The organism is Actinomyces sp. Marseille-P3109, assembly GCF_900323545.1.
Taxonomy (GTDB): domain Bacteria; phylum Actinomycetota; class Actinomycetes; order Actinomycetales; family Actinomycetaceae; genus Actinomyces.
Map to the genome: position 1 here is coordinate 1,016,041 of NZ_OOHN01000008.1, position 18,040 is coordinate 1,034,080.

Here is an 18,040-nt window from a genome sequence, read left to right on the forward strand (position 1 = left end):
GGAGCTGGGACTGCGAGGTGCTCAGGTAATGTTCCTGCCGCGTAGGGCGTCCACGGTGCGGCTGCGTCGCTCGAGCTCGTGGAGTTCCCAGTGGATGGAGGTGGCCAGGACGCACAGGAGGGTGATCGTGGCGAACACGCCGGTGGTATCACCCCGGCTCTGCTGCGTGGAGAGCACTGTCCCCAGGCCTTCGCCGCCCATGATGAGCTCGCCGACGACCGCGCCGGTGACTGACAGCGTGAAGCCGGTGCGCAGCCCGGTGTAGATCGCGGGCAGGGCCATGGGAAGCTCCATGTGGATGAGCATGCTCAGACCGTGGGCGCCGTCGAGCCGGGCTGCGTCCATGACATCGGCGTCCAGACTGCGCAGTCCCAGCAGCACCGTGATCGTGATGGGGAAGAAGACCATGAAGGCGCACAGGACCACGACCGGCAGGGTTCCGTAGCCGATCCACAGGACTAGCAGGGGAGCCACGGCGACGCCGGGAACCGCCTGGCTCGCGGCGACGTAGGGCAGGACGGCGCGTGAGAACAGCCGCCAGCGGTACAGCCCCCAGGCCAGGGGCAGGGCGAAGACGGCGGCCAGAAGACATCCGAGCAGAGCCTCGCGCAGCGTTACCCAGGCCTTCCACCCCAGCCCCACCTGGGTCAGGTTCAGCCACAGGCGCTCGACGACGGCGAGAGGACTGGGCAGGAAGATCTCGGGGACGGAGCCGGAGGTGGTGGCAACCTGCCAGATGATCAGTAGAGCGGCGCCCAAACCGATGGCCGGCCAGGGCCCGTGCTGCTCGGCGGCGCGGATGCGACGTCGGCGTTGGGCCGGCGGCCTGGACGAGGAAGCCAACGAAGAGGGTGGGGGCTCAGACGAATCGCTGGATGCGACGGCACGGAGCGACTGGGCGTGCGTGACCTTGCCGGCGGGGCTGGGGCTGTACACGGCGGTCTCCTCCCGGGTCCTTCCGGGAACGAGTGCCCCGGACTGCACCGGGGTCCGCCCGTGCGTCGTCGATCGGCGCACACACGTGCTGGGTGCCCGCGCAGTCCGGCACTCGACCGACCCTGTGAGGTCGTGGAGCCGAGGCCGCCATTCTGCGGTACGGGGTCTCCCCCGCTGGGCACCACGTGCATCCTCCCATCCGGACTTTCACCGTCGGTGCCGGAGTTCCACCGGCTCAACCGCTGAATTCCTGACTGCGTGAGGCAGTCAGGGCACGAGCGGGTCGCGGACTGTTACCGCCGGTTCGGACTTTCACCGACCCCGGAGCACGTTGCTGGCAGTCAGCATACAACGCGGATGGTCCTACGGCGATACCCTTCACTTCTCAATGGTTATGTGCGCGCTCACAGGATGTCGTTCGAAGCGTGGTTCGAGTGGGCATCACCGGCGGAAAAGTGACGCACAGCGTCCGCAACCGCCCGGCGCAGACGATCCGGGCCCCGCTGCAAAGACGTCTCCAACGGCTCCGAAGAATCGGAGATCTGGATGATGTCCTGGGCTCCCAGGTCGGCCAGACGACGTCGAGCCCGGGCATCGGTCCTGACCCGTCCGGCGAAGACCATGGAGGGTACACCGCACTCCCGGGCCAGGTGGAGCACTCCACTGACCGCCTTGCCGTCCAAGGACTGCCTGTCCAGCGCCCCCTCGCCCGTCATCAGCAGGTCGGCTGACTCCAGTCGTTCACGCAGCCCTACAACCCGAGTCAGTTGGTCGATGCCGGCGGTGATCTCCGCCCCGAGTACGGCGGCCAGGGCGAAGGCTGCACCGCCGGCCGCACCGGTGCCTGGATGGGAAACCCACTGGCTCAGGCCCAGGACGCAGGCCAGGCGCGTCATCTCACCGTCGACCTGTGCAATGGCCGGCCCGGTCAGTCCCTTTTGCGGGCCGAAGACGGCAGCCGCACCGTGGGGACCCGTGAGCGGATTCGTCACGTCACCGGCCACCGTGATGCTCACGCCCTCAAGCCGCCGTCGAGCCGGCTCAACCTCGATCCGCTGGATGCGAGAGAACTCTGCGGGGATTGGTTCCGCCTTGTGTCCCTGCTCGTCAAGGCACCTGGCTCCTAGCGCCACAAGCATCCCCAGGCCCATGTCGTTGGAGGCCGATCCGCCCAGTCCGATGAGCAGTGAGCGGGCCCCGGCGTCGACCGAGGCGGTGATGACGCGGCCCAGCCCGGTGGTCGAGGAGCTCATGACGTCCCGCTCCCCCGGCGCGATGTGCTCCAGTCCCACGCTGGAGGCCAGGTCGATGACGGCGCGATCGCCGTCGAGCCCGAAACCCGCCATCCGGGGGCGGCCCAGGGCGTCGACGGTGGTCACCTCCTGCCACGAGCAGCCCCAGGCCGTGGTGACGGCCTCGGCGAAGCCCTCCCCGCCGTCAGAGACCGGGACCTGGTCCACCACGCACGACGGCAGTGCGTCTCGCGCTCCGGCCGTCATGGCCCGGGCCGCTCGGACAGCCGTCATGGACTCCTTGAAGGAGTCGGGGGCGACGACGATCCTCATGGGCACGGCACGGTCCGCCTCGCCCGGCTATGAACGGGAGGCGGTGACGGCGGCCTCGAACTCCTGGGAGATCTCCTCCGAGGGCCGGCTCGTGCGAGACACGGCCCAGGCCACGGCCAGGTTGCCCAGGAAACCCGGCACGATCTCATAGAGCTCGAAGATGTCACCCGGCCCTCCGGAGACGTTCCCCCAGACCATGACGATGACGGCACCGGTGATCATGCCGGCGAAGGCACCCATGGCGCTCAGACGCCTCCAGTACAGGGACAGCAGGACGGTCGGCCCGAAGGAGGCCCCGAAACCGGCCCAGGCGAAGGCCACGAGGTCGAGGATCGTCTTGCTGGGGTTCCAGGCCATGACGGCCGCAACCAGGGCGATCGCGAAGACCGCCATGCGCGAGTAGAGCACCATCCGGTTACCGCTGATCTCGTTGGTCCGGGTACGGGCGATAGAGCCGTACAGGTCCTCGATGAGTGCCGAGGAGGTGACGAGCAGCTGGGAGGAGATCGTCGACATGATCGCGGCGAGGATGGCGGCCAGCATGAATCCGGCGACCAGCGGGTGGAAGAGCAGCTTTCCCAGCGTGATGAAGACGGTCTCCGGGTCCGCCAGCTTGCTCTTGTCGTGCTGGTAGACGGCCACGCCGGCGACTGCGGTGCCGGCCGCGCCGAGGACGGCGAAGAGCATCCAGCCGATCCCGATGACACAGCCGGCCACAGCCTCCTTGGGCCTGCGGATGGCCATGAAGCGGACGATGATGTGCGGCTGGCCGAAGTAGCCCAGGCCCCAGGCCAGAGCCGAGATGACTCCGATGATCGTCGTCGTCGGGCCCCAGAGGGCCCAGTAGTGGGGGTCGACCTCGGAGACGGCCTTGACCAGGTTGGACGGTCCGCCGACGTGCATGACCCCGGCGATGGGCACCATGATCAGGGCGGCCACCATCATGAGTCCTTGGATGAAGTCGGTGTAGGACACGGCCAGGAACCCGCCGATGAGCGTGTAGACCACCGTGATGGCGGCGACGATGACCATGCCCAGGTGGTAGTCCATCCCGAAGGAGGACTCGAAGAACCGTCCGCCGGCGACCATGCCGGAGGAGACGTAGAAGGTGAAGTAGACCAGGATGATGAGACCGCTGGACCAGCGCAGCAGCCGGCGGGTGTCGTGCAGGCGGTTGTCCAGGAAGCTGGGGACAGTGATGGAGTTGTTGGCGACCTCGGTGTAGGCGCGCAGGCGGGGGGCGACGAGCAGCCAGTTCGCCAGGGCCCCGATCGTCAGGCCGACGGCGATCCATCCCCCGACCAGGCCGCTGGCGTACAGGGCACCTGGTAGTCCCATGAGCAGCCACCCCGACATGTCCGAGGCTCCGGCGGACAGGGCCGCCACCCAGGGATTGAGGTCTCGGTCGGCGAGCATGTAGTCGTCGAAGTTGTCCGTTCGCAGATAGGCCCAGCCTCCGATGGCGAGCATGGCCACGAAGTAGACGATCATTGCGATCGCCTGATAGGTAGCGTCAGTCATTCATGTGTCCTCACATCATTCAGCGGCGAGACATATCGCGGCCGGCTGCGCGCGACAGAACCAGGGTCTCCGCTATTTTCTTGCATGGGCTCGGTCCCACTGCGCATGCAGCACGATCGCGACCGCATAGTCGCCGTCATGGCTCAGAGAAACCGGCCAGCACTCAGGGGTCAATACCTCCTGTCCAAGACTGTTTTCAACGCCGTGGGCAATAGCGCCGTTCAGACGCAGGGACGGCCGTCCCCATCGATCGGTGACAAGCTCAATCTCACGCCAGTCGACGTCCTCGGCAAGGATAACCGGAGAAGCACTGTGCCCGCGACCTTCGGCGTACTGTGCGTGCGCCTGGCTCCAGGCCTTGATGAAGGCCTCCTTGGCCGCCCACCTCGCCGCCAGGTGCTGTGCCGGACGCGATCCCTTTTCTTGTGCTCGACGATGGGTATCACGGAGCTCACGCGCAGTAAAGGCCTGCTGCGCGAAGACGGTGCCGGGCTGATCGAGCTGGGTCTCGAAGTCCGGAATATGCACCAGGTCCGTGCCCACCGCCAGAACGGTTGCCCCGGCGGAAGTCTTCGGCATGTCCGGAAACTGCGGCTCAGTCGTCATGGAACCCTCATGAAGTAAAACTTACGAATCATTGACGCACATCCTTTGACAATTCCACGTGAGCACAACAGGGCCGGTTCTACAGACGCTGGATACCGTCTGTAGAACCGGCCCTGTCCGCTATCGTGATGAACTCACTCGCCGGCGTGGTAGACGCCGTCGGCGCCCAGGCGCGCGTCGGGGTCGAGCAGCATGGCGGCCTCGACCTCGTGCGGGTCGCGCTGCTTGGACTCCTCGCCCAGGCGACGGCCCTGAACCGGCTCGAACAGCGGAGCCCGACCGATCATGCCGGCGCGACGGCGCCGGGTGCCTGCGGCCAGGCGGGCGTTGGCGGAGGCCAGCCAGGCGTCGACCGCCTCCTGGCCCGCGGCCTGACGCAGCGCGGCCTCGAAGGCGCCGGGGTGCACGATCGCGATGAGACCCGAGACGTGCCCGAAGCCCAACGAGGTCAGCAGTCCCGCACGCACCGGACCGGCGCCGGGGACGCGCCCGTCCTCGCCGCCGCGACCGGCCAGGCGGATGGGGCGACGTGGCCACACCCAGAAGGAGTCCTTGGCCAGCGGGACGTCGACGACGTCCAGGGAGGCGTTACCGGGAGCCACGCCGGAGGCGAGGATCTCGGTGAGGCCCGCGACCTGGAAGACCGCGGCACCGCCCTTGGCGTGACCGGTGATGGTCTTCTGTGAGACCGCCACCAGTGAGTTGCCCTCGGAGCGTCCCAGGGCACGAGCCAGGCGCGTGTGCAGCTCGGACTCGTTGGGGTCGTTGGCCCCGGTGGAGGTGTCGTGCTTGGAGACCAGCGCGATGTCGTCGGCCTCCACGCCCAGGGCGGCCAGGGCCTTGGCCAGGCGCGAACTGCGCCCGCCGCGGCCTGCGGCCAGAGCCCCCAGGCCGGGAGCCGGGATCGAGGTGTGGGCGCCGTCGGCGTAGGAGGAGACGAAACCGACCACGCCGGCGACCGGCAGGCCCAGCTGGGCCGCCACCGATCCGCGGGCCAGGATCACCGTGCCGCCGCCCTCGGCCTCCACGAAGCCGCCGCGACGGCGGTCGTTAGCGCGTGAGAAGTGCCGGTCGGAGATGCCCTTGGCCCGCATGGCCGCGGCCTCCGCGGTGGCGTTCATGTTGCCGAAGCCGACGACGGACTCGATCGAGATGTCATCGATGGCGCCGGCAACGACGACGTCGGCCTTGCCCAGGGCGATCTTGTCCCAGCCCTCCTCGATGGAGACGGCCGCGGTGGCGCAGGCGCTCACCGGCTGGACCATGGCGCCGTAGCCGCCGATGTAGGACTGCATGACGTGGGCGGCCACGACGTTGGGCAGGGCCTCCTGGAGGATGTCGCTGGGACGCTCCTCACCCAGGAACCGGCCGACGAACATCTTGCGCATCGACTCCATACCGCCGAACCCGGTTCCCTGCGTGGAGGCCACGTCGGAGGGGTGGACGGCCTTGAGCAGCTCGGCCGGGGTGAAGCCGGCCGACAGGAAGGCGTCGACGGCGGTGACCAGGTTCCACGAGGCGATCGGGTCCATGCCCTGTGTCATCGAGGCGGGGATGCCCCAGCGCTCCGGGTCGAAGTCGCGCGGGAACTGGCCACCGACCGTGCGCGACAGGGCAGCACGGCGCGGCACCCGGGCCAGCGAGCCGGCCAGGCGGGTGACGGTCCACTCTCCGGTCTCGGCGTCGGGCACCACGAGCGTGTGCTCGGGGTCGGAGACCTCGATGGTACGGGCCGTGGCCTCGTCGGGAACCGACAGGGTGATGTCGCGGTCGAGGTAGACGGTGACCTCCTCATCGGCGATCGGCGCGATGACACCGTCGTCAACGAACTCGCGGATACCGCAGCGGGCCACGACCTCGTCGCGGTAACGGTCCAGGATGTCGGACTCCTCGACCAGCTCGCCGTCGGTGTCGTACCAGCCGGCCTTGGGGCTGTCCTGCCAGGTGAGCAAACCCATGCCCCAGGCGAGCTCGAGGACGCCGGCGGCGGTCAGGTCGACGTCCTCCCCGCCGCTCATGCCCAGCTCGGCCTCGCGGCGCGTGCGGCCCGAGCCCCAGGTGGAGACCTCGCCGGTGGAGATGATGACGACCAGGTCATCGAGGTCGGCGCTCACCTCGCCCCACTGGGGGGCGGTGGGCTGGGTCGGGACCACCGGGGTGGGCAGGGCCTTGATGACGGCCGGAGCCTCGCTCTCCTGGGTGGGTGCGGCCGCCTGGGCGGCGGCGCTCTCACGCAGGGCCACCAGGTCGATGTCGTCACCCAGCCCGCCGGTGAGGTCGGCGTCCACGGGAGCCTCAGCGGCGCGGGTACGCACCTCGGTGGTGCACAGGTCGATCAGCTCGGAGGCGATCTCCTCGGTGGCCCAGGTGCGGACCCCGGCGGCCTCGACGGCGGCAACGAGCGGGTCGTTGCCACCCATGAGGCCGGTCCCCCTGACCCAGCCGATGCGCGGGTGGGCCAGGGTGACGCGCTGGGCCCAGACCCGTTCGGAGGACCAGCGGTTGGCGATCGCGTCCAGGGCGGACTTGACCTCGCCGTAGGCGCCGTCACCGCCGAAGGTGCCTCGGTTCGGGGAACCTGGCAGCACCACGTGGAGGCGGTGGTCGACGTGGGTGTCGGTGCCGATCGCGCTCAGGGCCGCGATGGTGCGCTCCACCGACCACAGCAGCAGACGGGTCTGGGACTCCGCGGCGGGGCCGGCGTCGGCCAGCGTGCCGGAGACGCGCGGTGCGGCGAAGGGGAACAGGAGGGTGGGAACCAGGGCCTCCTTGACGACCTTGGTGGAGCCGCCGGAGGTGACCACCTGGTCATTGCCGATCCACTCTGCCAGGGCGTCGACATCGCGGTAGGAGGACAGGTTCGCGGGAACCATCCACAGCTTGGCGCCGGCCGCGGCGTGCTCGCGGTAGAGGGTGGTGGCGAACTCCAGGCGCTCGTGGGTCAGGCGCGAGCTGGTGGCCACCACGGTGGCCCCTCCTGCCAAGAGCTCGCCGACGACGGCAGCGGCGATGGACCCGGGGGCCACACCGGTGACGACGGCGACGTCCTCGGACCAGCGGACCGTGGGGTCACCGGCCCGTGGCGCCTCCGGGGCTGCCTGCGCGATCCCGGTCAGGAGTGCGGCGCGCTCGGCGGCGTCGGCCAGCTCGGAGCCCTTCACCTGCTTCGCCCACCAGGTGGCGTGGTCGGCCACCGCCTGTCCCAGGCCCACGAAGCGCTCGGGCGCCAGGAGGTGGCGGGAGGCGTCCAGGTTGGTCTCGCCGGAACCGAGGCGGGCGACGTCCTCGCGGGCCGTGGCCCAGCGGTCGTCGATGAGGACGGCGCGCTCGGCGGTGAAGGCCGGGGTGACGGACTTGACCCATCCGGCGCCGAGCTCGGCGTCCAGGGCCGCCAGGGCGGCGCGGGTTCGGGCGGCCTCGTCGTCGGCGTCAGCTGGGACAGTGGCCTTCTCGGCCAGGCCCAGGGCGTCCAGGAGGGTGCGGGCCGTGGTGGCCAGAACGCCCTCATCGCCGGTGACGCTCTGGGCGAAGGCGTCCAGAGCGGCGGAGTCGACGACCGCTCCGCCGGCGCCACCGGCGCTCGGCTTGGAGACGGCCACGCCGTGGTCGGCGGCGACGGCCTGAACTGCGGCGTCGATGAGCGTGTCGACGGCGCCGGCACTGGTCAGCGGGGCCGAGGACCCCAGGGAGGCCAGATCCTCGCCGCGCATCGAGGAGCCCTCACGGGTACCCAGGAACAGGGCGGCGGTCACATGGGAGACCCAGCCCTGTCCCAGGCCCCAGGTGCCGGTGACGCGGTCGGCGATCCGTGAGGCGCGCACGCCCGAGGGGCCCAGGAGACGGCCCAGACCCACGCGGATGGCCTCGGTGAGGACGGGGCCGAAGGCCTTGTAACCGGGGGCGCCCTTGGCGACCGTGGCCGCCAGGGCGGTCATGTCGGCGTCGGCGGCGCCGTCGATGGAGGCGAGCTCGAGCTCGGTTCCCAGGTCCATGAGGAGCTGGTTACGGCGCGAGGAGACCCCGTTGGTGAGCGTCTCGGTGGTGTCGGTGGCGCCGATCTGCTCGGGGCGGATGCGCGAGGCGTGGGCCAGCAGCACCGTCAGAGCGTCGGTCGCCCCGAAGGCCAGGTCATCGACCGGCCCGCCGGCGGCCGGAGCCGCAGGAGCGGGTGCGGCCTCGGCCGCGGGGGCCGGGGACGGCGTGGCGGCAGCCGCCTCTGCAGGGGCGCCGGCCTCGGCGGCGGGCTCCTGCGTGGCCGGGACGTCGAACTCCGGCTCGGTGAGCTCCACGGCGGGGTCGGTGTCGGTGGCCAGGACCCGGGCCTCGTCGCGGCGCGCGTTGTGCACGGTGACGTGGCGCCCGGCGTGCTGGGGCAGGCGCAGGGTGTTGGTGGCCAGGTTCGCCAGGGTGGGCGAGCCTGCCAGGCCCACCTCGATGATGCGCTCGATCCCCAGGCCGCCCTCGTTCGGGGAGGCCAGCAGGACCTCCTGGGTCTCGATCCAGCGCACCGGGGAGGCGAACTGCCAGGCCAGGAGCTCGACGAGCAGGACGCGGGCCAGCTCGGTGGGGCGCTTCGCCCAGGAGTCCCAGTCGGCCAGGATCTCCTTGACGGGCTCGGAGGGCACGACCTCGAGGATCGAGCGAGCGAAGTCCTGGGTCAGCGCGAACGGACGGGCCACGAGGTTGGGCACGTAGTGGCCCACGAGGCGCTCGATGTCCAGGTCGTCGGGGACGAGCTCGAGCAGGCGGCCGCGGAACTCCGGGACACCGGGGCGCAGCACCTCGGAGTGGAAGGGCACATCGATGCCGGGCACGAACATGAAGGGGTTCTTGCCCCCACGGGCCTTGGCCTTGGCTCGGGCGTCCGCGGCCAGGGCGTCCAGGCCCTTGATCGTGCCGGCCACGGCGTACTGGACCCCGGCCAGGTTGTGGTTGACGATCTGGAGGAACTCGCCGGTCTCCTGGGAGATCGACTGCACGTAGGCCTCGACCTCGTCGGCCTTGAGCCCTGCCTGGTTGGGGCGCAGGGCGCCCATGCGGTAGTTCGAGGCGCCGTCGGCGTCGCGGGGCACCAGTGAGTGCATGGTGGAGCCGCGCTGGAAGACGATCGAGATCGTCGTCTCCACGGGCATGACGCGCCCGTAGGCGCTCAGGGCCGTGTACTCGCCCAGGGAGTGGCCGGCGAAGGCGGCGTTATCCACCAGGGCACCGGCCTCGGCCAGGCGCGCGGTGGTTGCCATGGCCACGGTGGCCAGGGCCACCTGGGTGAACTGGGTGAGGTTGAGCAGGCCCTCGGGGTGGCGGTAGGTGATGCCGCGGGCGGTCATCTCGGTGGGGTTGTCACGCACCAGGTTGATGACGGAGAAGCCCAGCTCGGCGCGGGTGTGGGCGTCGGCCCGCTCCCAGACCGCGCGGGCGGCCTTGGAGGAGCTCATCTCATCCAGGCCCATGCCGGGGGTCTGGATGCCCTGGCCGGGGTAGACGTAAGCGGTTGGTTCGGGCGTCGTCACGGCGGTGCCGCGGGAGACGACCTCGCCGTTGATGCGGCACACGACCTCCAGAACGTAGCCGCCGCCGACCACCAGGCCGGTGCGCTCCACGGTGATCTCGACGTCGTCGCCCAGCTCCACCGGTCCGGTCATGACGTAGGTCCAGCCGGCCAGGACGTGGCGGGAGCCGTCGGCGGCGGTGGAGGCCGCCACCTGCTGCGCGGTGGCCGACAGCCACATGCCGTGGACGAGCGGAGCGTCCATGCCGGCCACGTGGGCGGCGTTGTAGGAGGTGTGGATCGGGTTGAAGTCGCCGGTGACCCGAGCGAAGGCCGTCATGTCCGCCGGCGCGGTGACGGTGGTACGGCGCAGGATGCGGCGGGCGGCGGGGGCGGTCTCGCGTCCGGTGCCACCGGCGAGCTCGGGTGCGCTGGGCACGGCGTTGCCCGAGGCACGGCCGCGGATGGCGAAGCGCTCGCGCATCAGTGCCACGAGGGTGCCGTCGCCGGCGTCGGTCAGCTCCAGGCGCACGTCAACGACGCGGCCGGCACTGGACTCCTCCAGGGCAGCGACCCAGCCGGTGACGTTGATCGTGGGGCTGGTGGTGGCCGCAGCCGCCTGGAGCTGGTGGAGGGTGAGGTGCAGGTCGATGGTGTGGTCCAGGTGGACCGCACCGAGCAGCCCCTCGATGAGCGGCATGCCGTCCTCGACGACGCTGCCCAGGGCGGCGTAGACCACCGGCCAGCAGGGGCCGAGGAGGGCGTCGGGGACGAACGGGGCGGCCGAGAGGTCCACCGGCAGCGCGTCGGCCGTCACCGAGGCGTGGTCGTGACCCAGGGTGCTCGCCAGCGTGAAGGAGCCGTGGATGGTGCCGAACGGCTGGGTGGCGGGACGCCCCAGGGCGTCCGTGGCTCCGGCCTGCGCGGGGCGGACCTCGGGCAGGTGGTCGACGTCGTCACCGGTGATGGACACAGCTCCCACACCGGCGGTGGCGCGCAGCAGGTCGTTCATCGTCTCACTGATGCGCTCGGGGTCGACCAGCGGGGCGGCACCGTCCCAGGCGCGGGCCAGCCGCAGCGGCACCACAAGACGGCGCACCGCGTGGATGTCGTCGCCGCCGGGGGTACCATCCCAGTGGGTGTCGAGGCGGATGTCGAGGTCGTAGGCGTCCTCGGCGACGTCCGGGCGGGCGACGACGTTGTAGGCGTCGTCACCCAGGACGATGGCCGGGTTGACGGTCAGGTGACCGTTCCACAGGACGTGGGGGGCGACCTGGACGAGCTCCTTGGCGTCGGCCACAGGGGCGGCCAGCGCCCCGTCGGCCACGGCGGGGGCGGCGCCCAGGCGGCCGGCTGCCTCCTGCTCGCCGGTGCCGGCGTCGTGGAGGGCCTCGACGGCGGCGGTCTCGAAGCGGCCCAGCAGCTCACCGACGGGTTCGTTGATGGTGGTGATGCCGGCGACGGCCACGGGACCGGGGATGATGCGCACCTGGTCGGCGGTGTAGCGCGGGTCCTGGGACTGCCACAGGGAGTCGGTGCCCCACCAGCGCAGGATGTCGGCGTCGACCACGGGCACGAAGGGCACGGGCTTGGGGTGCTTGCGGCACAGGTCGACGAACCAGGCGGCGTCGACGGGCTCCACGAGGGTGGAGGCAGCCGACGGGTAGCGCTCGGCCAGGGCGGCCAGGGCGGAGTCGGAGTCGATAACGGCGTCGTAGTCGGCGAAGAGTGTGGGGATCTCGCCGTGGTCCGCCCGGCTCAGGCGGGCCTCGACGCGGTGCAGCAGGTCGATGAAGCGGTCGTACCAGCCCTCGTCGGCCCAGTCGGCGCGGGTGGCGGGGCGACCCTCGTGCGGGGCGACGCACAGCTCGGCATAACGGGTGGCCCACTCGAGGTAGGTCATCTCCTCGACGTCGCCGAAGTAGGGCTTGGCGGTTCTGGCCAGGGCGTCGATCATCTCCTGACGGCGAGCGGCCATGGCGGCCTCGTCACCGGCGAGCTCCTGGATGAGGCGCGAGGCGCGGGCCGAGGAGTTGTCGATCTCGTAGAGATCGGCACGCAGGTGGGACAGGCCGGAGGTCATACCGCCGATGGACTCCCCGGAGGCGACCCAGCCGCCCTCGACCCCGGAGTCCTCGGGGATTCCGGGGGTGTCGACGAGGAGCTGCTTGACGTCGTCGTTGGTCTTGGCCTCCAGACAGGTCATGGCGGCGGTGCCGATCATGACGCCGTCGACGGGGGCGGCGGCCGTGCCGTAGGCCTCTGCCCAGCGGCCGGTGAGGTAGTCGGCTGCACGGGTGGGCGTACCGATTCCGCCTCCGACGACGAGCACGACGTTGGTGACGGCGCGGATGGCGTCGTAGGTGGCCAGGAGCATGGTGTCCAGGTCCTCCCACGAGTGGTGGCCACCGGCGTGTCCGTCCTCGATCTGGATGATGACGGGGCTGTCGGGCACGGCGCGCGCGATGGCCAGCACCTGGCGGATCTGGTCCACGGTGCCGGGCTTGAAGGCGATGTAGGGGAAGCCCTCGGCGTGGAGGCGCTCGAGCAGGGCGGTGGCCTCGTCGAGCTCAGGGATGCCTGCGGAGATGGTGATGCCGTCGATGGGGGCGCCGCCGGCGCGGGCCTTGGACAGCAGACGCTGGGTACCCAGGTGCAGGTTCCACAGGTAGCGGTCCATGAACATGGCGTTGAAGGCCGCGGTGCGGCCCGGCTCGAGCGCCTCCTCCAGGCCCTCGAGGTTCTCGGCCAGGACGGCGGGGGTGGTCTGCCCACCACCGGCGAGCTCGGCCCAGTAGCCGGCGTTGGCGGCCGCCGCCACGATGGCGGGGTCCACGGTGGTGGGGGTCATCCCGGCCAGGAGGACGGCGCTGCGGCCGGTCAGGCGGGTGAAGGCCGTGTCCAGGGTGAGGCGGCCGTCGGGCAGGCGGGTGATGCGCGGGGCGAAGCGGGAGCGGTCGACGCTGGGCTGCGGGGCGACGCCGGCGCGGTCGAGGTCGTCGATGGCCTTGGCAGTCCCCGCGGGCACGACCGTGGTGCCGGTGCCGGCCACGACGCCCTCGGTGAGACGGACCAGCACGTTGCCCGGACCCAGGTCCAGGACGGTGCGCACTGGTTCGGCCGAGCCGATGCCCAGGGCGCCGGTGACCAGACCGGGCCAGTCGACCGGGTCGATGAGCACGGCGGTGGCCAGGTCGCGGGCGAGCTTTCCATCCAGGCCGCAGTCGGCCGCCCAGGCGGCGACGTCGTCGACGGCGTTGGCCAGCAGCGGGGTGTGGAAGGGAACCGAGGTGGTGAGGAACTCGGTGACCGGGGCCAGGACGGCGCCGCCGCGGCGGCGGTTCTTGCGGGCCTTGGCGCTGCGGGCGGCGGCCGCCTCCAGGGCGGTGACGACGCGCTCGAGGTCGGCGGGTCGCCCGGAGAGGATATGAGCCTGGAGCCCGTTGGTGACCCCCACGGAGATCCTCTCGGAGCCGGGGACCCGGGCCAGGACGGCGTCGAGCACGCTGCGGGTCACGCCGCGCACCGAGAGCATGGGGGTGGACTCCCCCACCGTACCCAGGTCGAGGCGGCGGGTGGTGCGGGTGGCCGCGGCGCCGATGAGGCGGGCGATGGCGTGGACCTCGATGATCCTCTCGCGGTCCGAGGCCCGCACGGCCTCGAGGAGGCTGACTCCCAGGACGCCCTGGGAGTGGCCGATGGCGCCCACCGGGGCGTGGGTGACGGTGTTGATGCCGGCTGCCGGAAGCGAGGCCAGGGCGGCGTGCTGGGCCATGAGAATGCCGGGCACGGAGACGTCGGCACCGTCGGCGGTGGTGCGGTGCTGGGGCACGACCGGCGCGGCCGCATCGTCGAGGAGCCTTGACCCGCGCGGGGTCACGGTGAGCAGATCGGTGGCCACGGGAGCCAGGCGCTCGGACACGGCCCGGTCCACGGCCACGACGTCGTCGGCCAGCGCCTGGTCCAAGGAGACGAGGTCGGCGAGCGTCTGGCGCCAGGGGGTGGCCTGGCCACCGAAGGTGATGATGTAGGGCTCGCCTCCGCTCAGGCGCTCAGCGATCGTGGTCGCGGGGCTGGGGGCTTGCGAGGTCGTGTGCACGATAGTGGTGTCCTTCGGTGTTGCGACGGCGTGGTCGGAGAGCTCAGAACGGGTACCAGAACTGAGGTCGGATGAGGCTGGGGCGTCAGGCCGCAAGCCGGGGTCGGAGTGGGATTCAGAGGGGGATGTTGTCATGCTTCTTGGGCGAGTCGGGGCGGGCGTCGTTCTTGGCGCGCAGCGCGGCCAGTGAGTCGACGATGACGCTGCGGGTGTCCTCGGGGGCGATGACGGCGTCGATCTCCCCGATGGCCACGGCCTTGTCCGGGTTGATGACGGCGTCGGTGTACTCGGCGACGAGCCGCTCGTGCTCGGCGGCGGCGGCCTCCTTGCCCTGCTCGTCGTGAACCTTGGCCAGGTCGCGGCGGTGGATGATGCCGACGGCGCCGGCGGCGCCCAGGACGGCGATCTCGGCTCCCGGCCAGCAGAAGTTGAGGTCGGCGCCGATGGCCTTGGATCCCATGACGATGTAGGCGCCACCGTAGGCCTTGCGCAGGACAATTGTCACCAGGGGCACGGTGGCGGTGGCGTAGGCGTTGATGACCTTTGCTCCGCGGCGGATGATGCCGGCGTGCTCCTGCTCGGCGCCGGGCCGGTAGCCGGGAACGTCGACGAAGGTGACCACCGGCAGCCCGAAGGCATCGCAGAAGCGCACGAAGCGGGCGAGCTTCTCGGAGGCGTCGACATCCAGGGTGCCGGCGTCCACCAGCGGCTGGTTGGCGACGATCCCCACGGGGTGGCCCTCGAAGCAGGCAAAGCCGACCACGACGTTGGCGGCGAACTCCTCCTGAACCTGGACGAGCTCACCGTGGTCGACGACCGCCGAGACCACCTCGACGACGTCGTAGGCCTGGCGGGTGGAGGCCGGGACGATCTCGCCGACGCTGCGGGCGGCCTCGGCATCGGCCTGGGCGTCGGTGTCGTCGTAGGCGTACATGGGAGCATCGAGCTCGGCAGAGGAGGGCAGATAGGCCAGGAAGTTGCGCACCTGCCCCAGGGCGTCCTCCTCATCGTCGGCCACGTAGTGGACGACGCCGGAGACCGAGCCGTGGATCTGTGCGCCGCCCAGGTCCTCGGCGCTGATCTGCTCACCGGTTGTGGCGCGCACGACGTCGGGACCGGTGACGAACATGTGGGAGGCCTGGCGGGTGGCGATGACGAAGTCGGTCAGCGCCGGGCTGTAGACGGCGCCGCCGGCGCAGGGACCCAGGATGACGCTGATCTGCGGGACCAGGCCGGAGGCGGCGCAGGTGCGGTTGAAGATGCGCCCGTACTGACGCAGGGCACCCACGCCCTCCTGGATCTTGGCGCCGCCGGAGTCGATGAGCCCGATGACGGGGATGCGCAGGCGCAGGGCATCGTCCAGGAGTCGGACGATCTTGTCCCCCTCGATGGTGCCCAGGGCGCCTCCGGAGACGGAGAAGTCCTGGGAGTAGACGGCCACCTGACGGCCGTCGATCTGTCCGAAGCCGGTCACGACGCCGGAGGGGCGGGCCTTCTCCCCCGCTCCGGAGCCGGTGTAGCGGCCGATCTCCAGGAAGGTGGAGTCGTCGAGCAGGTCGTTGATGCGCTCCCGGGCGGTGCGCTTGCCCTTGGCGTGCTGCCGGGAGGCGGCGCGCTCCTCGGCCTCACGGTCGACGCGGGCGATGCGCTGGCGGAAGGCCGAGGTCGAGGGCGAGTCCGCCATCGTGGCGCCCTGTGACGGCGCTCCGGCTGCGGTGCTGGCACCAGTGCTGGAGTCGGTGCTCACGGTTCAGGCCTCCTCAGAGTCGTTCTCGGGGGTGCTCATGCGCACCAGGACATCACCGGCGGAGACGGTGCGACCGGCACTGACGGGGATCTCCGAGATGGTCCCGTCGCTCAGGGCGTGGACGTAGTTCTCCATCTTCATGGACTCCAGGACCACGAGCAGATCGCCCTGGAAGACCTGCTGGCCGGGCTCGACGCAGATACGGGTGACGATGGCCTGCATGGGGGCGGCGATGACGCCGGGCTCGGAGAAGGTGGCCTCGTTGTCACCGGAGGTGGTGCCGCGGGGTGAGCGTGCGGCGCCACCGGAGCGGCCACGCAGCGGCTGGGCCCGGTTGCTGCGCTGGCTGAAGCTGCGCGCCGGGTTGGTGGGGGCGAGGATCCCGTCGGGCAGGGTCAGCTGCATCCGCCGGCCGTTGAGCTCGATGATGTAGCTGGAACGGGTACGCGGGTTGGCGACCGCCTCACAGGCGGCTTGAGAGCCGTCCGACTGCGACGACGCGGCCTCGGCCAGGTCAGGCAGCACCTCGTTCTCGATCCACCGTGTGGTCACTGTCAGGCGGCCGGCCTCGTCCGGGGTGGTGAAGGCGGAGCGCTCCAGGACCTCCGCGTGCAGGGCCGTGCACACGGTGACGCCTTCGACGACCGTCTCGCGCAGGGCTCGCCGGGCGCGGGCGATGGCCTGCTCCCGGTTGGAACCGGTGACGACGATCTTGGCGAGCATCGGGTCGAACATGGGGGTGACGACGTCGCCCTCGGTGACACCGGACTCGATGCGGATGCCGGGGCCGGCCGGCCAGCGCAGGCGCGTGATGGCACCGGTGGAGGGAGCCAGGCTGCGGGAGGGGTCCTCGCAGGTGATGCGCAGCTCCAGGCTGTGGCCGCGGGGCTCGTTGAACTCACTGAGGTGGCCGCCCTCGGCAATGCGCAGCTGGACCTCGACCAGGTCGGTGCCGGTGACCTCCTCGGAGACGCAGTGCTCCACCTGAAGGCGGGGGTTGACCTCCAGGAACCACAGGTCGCCCTCGGGGGTCAGGAGGAACTCGCACGTGGCCACCCCGACGTAGTCGACCGTCTCCAGGAGGCGGCGGGATGCCTCGACGAGACGGTCGTGGACGCCCTCGGGCAGGAAGGGGGCCGGAGCCTCCTCAAGGAGCTTCTGGTTGCGTCGCTGCAGGGAGCAGTCGCGGGTGGAGACAACGGCGAAACCACCGTGGGAGTCGCGGGCGCACTGGGTCTCGATATGGCGCGCAGCGGTGACGAAGCGCTCCAGGATGAGGGTGCCACCGCCCAGTGCCGCGGACTCGAAGGCGGGGGTGGACCTGACCTCGTCGTCATTGTGCAGGACGGTGATACCGCGTCCGCCTCCGCCGTCGGTGCGTTTGAGGGCGACTGGGTAGCCGTGGGTGGCGGCGAAGCTGATAACGGTATCGGCATCGGTGACCGAGTCGGTGATGCCGGGTACCGGGGCGACCTTGGCCCGCTCAGCGGTGGCGCGGGCGCTCATCTTGTCGCCGAGGGAGTCCATGGCCTCGGGCGAGGGACCAACCCAGGTGATGCCGGCTTCGATGATCGAGCGGGCGAAATCGGCGTTCTCGGACAGGAACCCGTAACCGGGGTGGACGGCGTCGGCGCCGGTGGCACGGGCCAGCTCGAGGACTGCGGCTGCGTCGGTGTAGGACGAGCCCTCGGGCAGCGCGTAGGCCTCGTCGGCGAGCTCGGCCGCCGGGCTCATCAGGTCCTCAGGCGTGTACGGGAGGATCGACATCGCCCCGAGGTCGCGGGCGGTTCGCACGATACGCAGTGCGATCTCACCGCGGTTGGCGATGAGGATGCGGGAGAGGGTCACCAAGAGTCTCCTTGCCTGGACGATGGGGTTTGCGGCGGGGCCCTACCTTGGGCCGGGGTGGCGGATCCGTGCCTTCCCTACAAGCGCAGGTCGACAGATCCGCTAGACGACGACGTTACGTGGTCAGAGCACCACATTCCATTTGTGGAAACCTCACAAAGACCGGGAGTTGCGTTGGTGCAACAACCGAGACCCCAGCAATGCTGCGGCATAACGGGTGCCTCGCAAAG

Annotated in this window: 7 protein-coding genes and 1 riboswitch; all 7 genes read right to left on the reverse strand. The window is 70.6% G+C overall.

Annotated elements, in window-relative coordinates:
* Window positions 1–21 precede the first annotated feature (21 nt).
* The 7 genes from BQ8008_RS04745 to BQ8008_RS04775 all read right to left on the reverse strand — a co-directional run bounded on the left by BQ8008_RS04745 (window position 22) and on the right by BQ8008_RS04775 (window position 17,810).
* Window positions 22–984, reverse strand: coding sequence for an ABC transporter permease (locus BQ8008_RS04745; protein WP_108833022.1), 963 nt, complete (start codon window positions 982–984; stop codon window positions 22–24).
* Between the two features lie 134 nt (window positions 985–1,118).
* Window positions 1,119–1,269: riboswitch (FMN riboswitch) on the reverse strand.
* Window positions 1,270–1,340: 71 nt separating this feature from the next.
* Window positions 1,341–2,501, reverse strand: a complete 1,161-nt coding sequence (locus BQ8008_RS04750) for a glycerate kinase (RefSeq protein ID WP_108833023.1) — start codon at window positions 2,499–2,501, stop codon at window positions 1,341–1,343.
* A gap of 27 nt (window positions 2,502–2,528) precedes the next feature.
* Window positions 2,529–4,022 carry a sodium/proline symporter PutP gene (gene putP, locus BQ8008_RS04755; protein ID WP_108833024.1) on the reverse strand — a complete coding sequence of 498 codons (1,494 nt, stop codon included), beginning with the start codon at window positions 4,020–4,022 and terminating at the stop codon, window positions 2,529–2,531.
* A gap of 72 nt (window positions 4,023–4,094) precedes the next feature.
* Complete coding sequence (gene acpS / locus BQ8008_RS04760) at window positions 4,095–4,628, reverse strand: holo-ACP synthase AcpS (protein WP_108833025.1); 534 nt, start codon at window positions 4,626–4,628, stop codon at window positions 4,095–4,097.
* A gap of 134 nt (window positions 4,629–4,762) precedes the next feature.
* Window positions 4,763–14,215, reverse strand: coding sequence for a type I polyketide synthase (locus BQ8008_RS04765; RefSeq protein WP_108833026.1), 9,453 nt, complete (start codon window positions 14,213–14,215; stop codon window positions 4,763–4,765).
* Window positions 14,216–14,330: 115 nt separating this feature from the next.
* Window positions 14,331–15,899 carry an acyl-CoA carboxylase subunit beta gene (locus tag BQ8008_RS04770; protein WP_108834671.1) on the reverse strand — a complete coding sequence of 523 codons (1,569 nt, stop codon included), beginning with the start codon at window positions 15,897–15,899 and terminating at the stop codon, window positions 14,331–14,333.
* Between the two features lie 66 nt (window positions 15,900–15,965).
* Window positions 15,966–17,810, reverse strand: a complete 1,845-nt coding sequence (locus tag BQ8008_RS04775; protein ID WP_108833027.1) for an ATP-binding protein — start codon at window positions 17,808–17,810, stop codon at window positions 15,966–15,968.
* Window positions 17,811–18,040: the final 230 nt, after the last annotated feature.

Excerpts from the sequence above, each read along its gene's own strand:
- BQ8008_RS04770 (WP_108834671.1), bottom strand. The coding sequence starts at position 15,899 with ATGGCGGACTCGCCCTCGACCTCGGCCTTCCGCCAGCGCATCGCCCGC.
- BQ8008_RS04750 (WP_108833023.1), bottom strand. The coding sequence starts at position 2,501 with ATGAGGATCGTCGTCGCCCCCGACTCCTTCAAGGAGTCCATGACGGCT.
- acpS (WP_108833025.1), bottom strand. The coding sequence starts at position 4,628 with ATGACGACTGAGCCGCAGTTTCCGGACATGCCGAAGACTTCCGCCGGG.
- putP (WP_108833024.1), bottom strand. The coding sequence starts at position 4,022 with ATGACTGACGCTACCTATCAGGCGATCGCAATGATCGTCTACTTCGTG.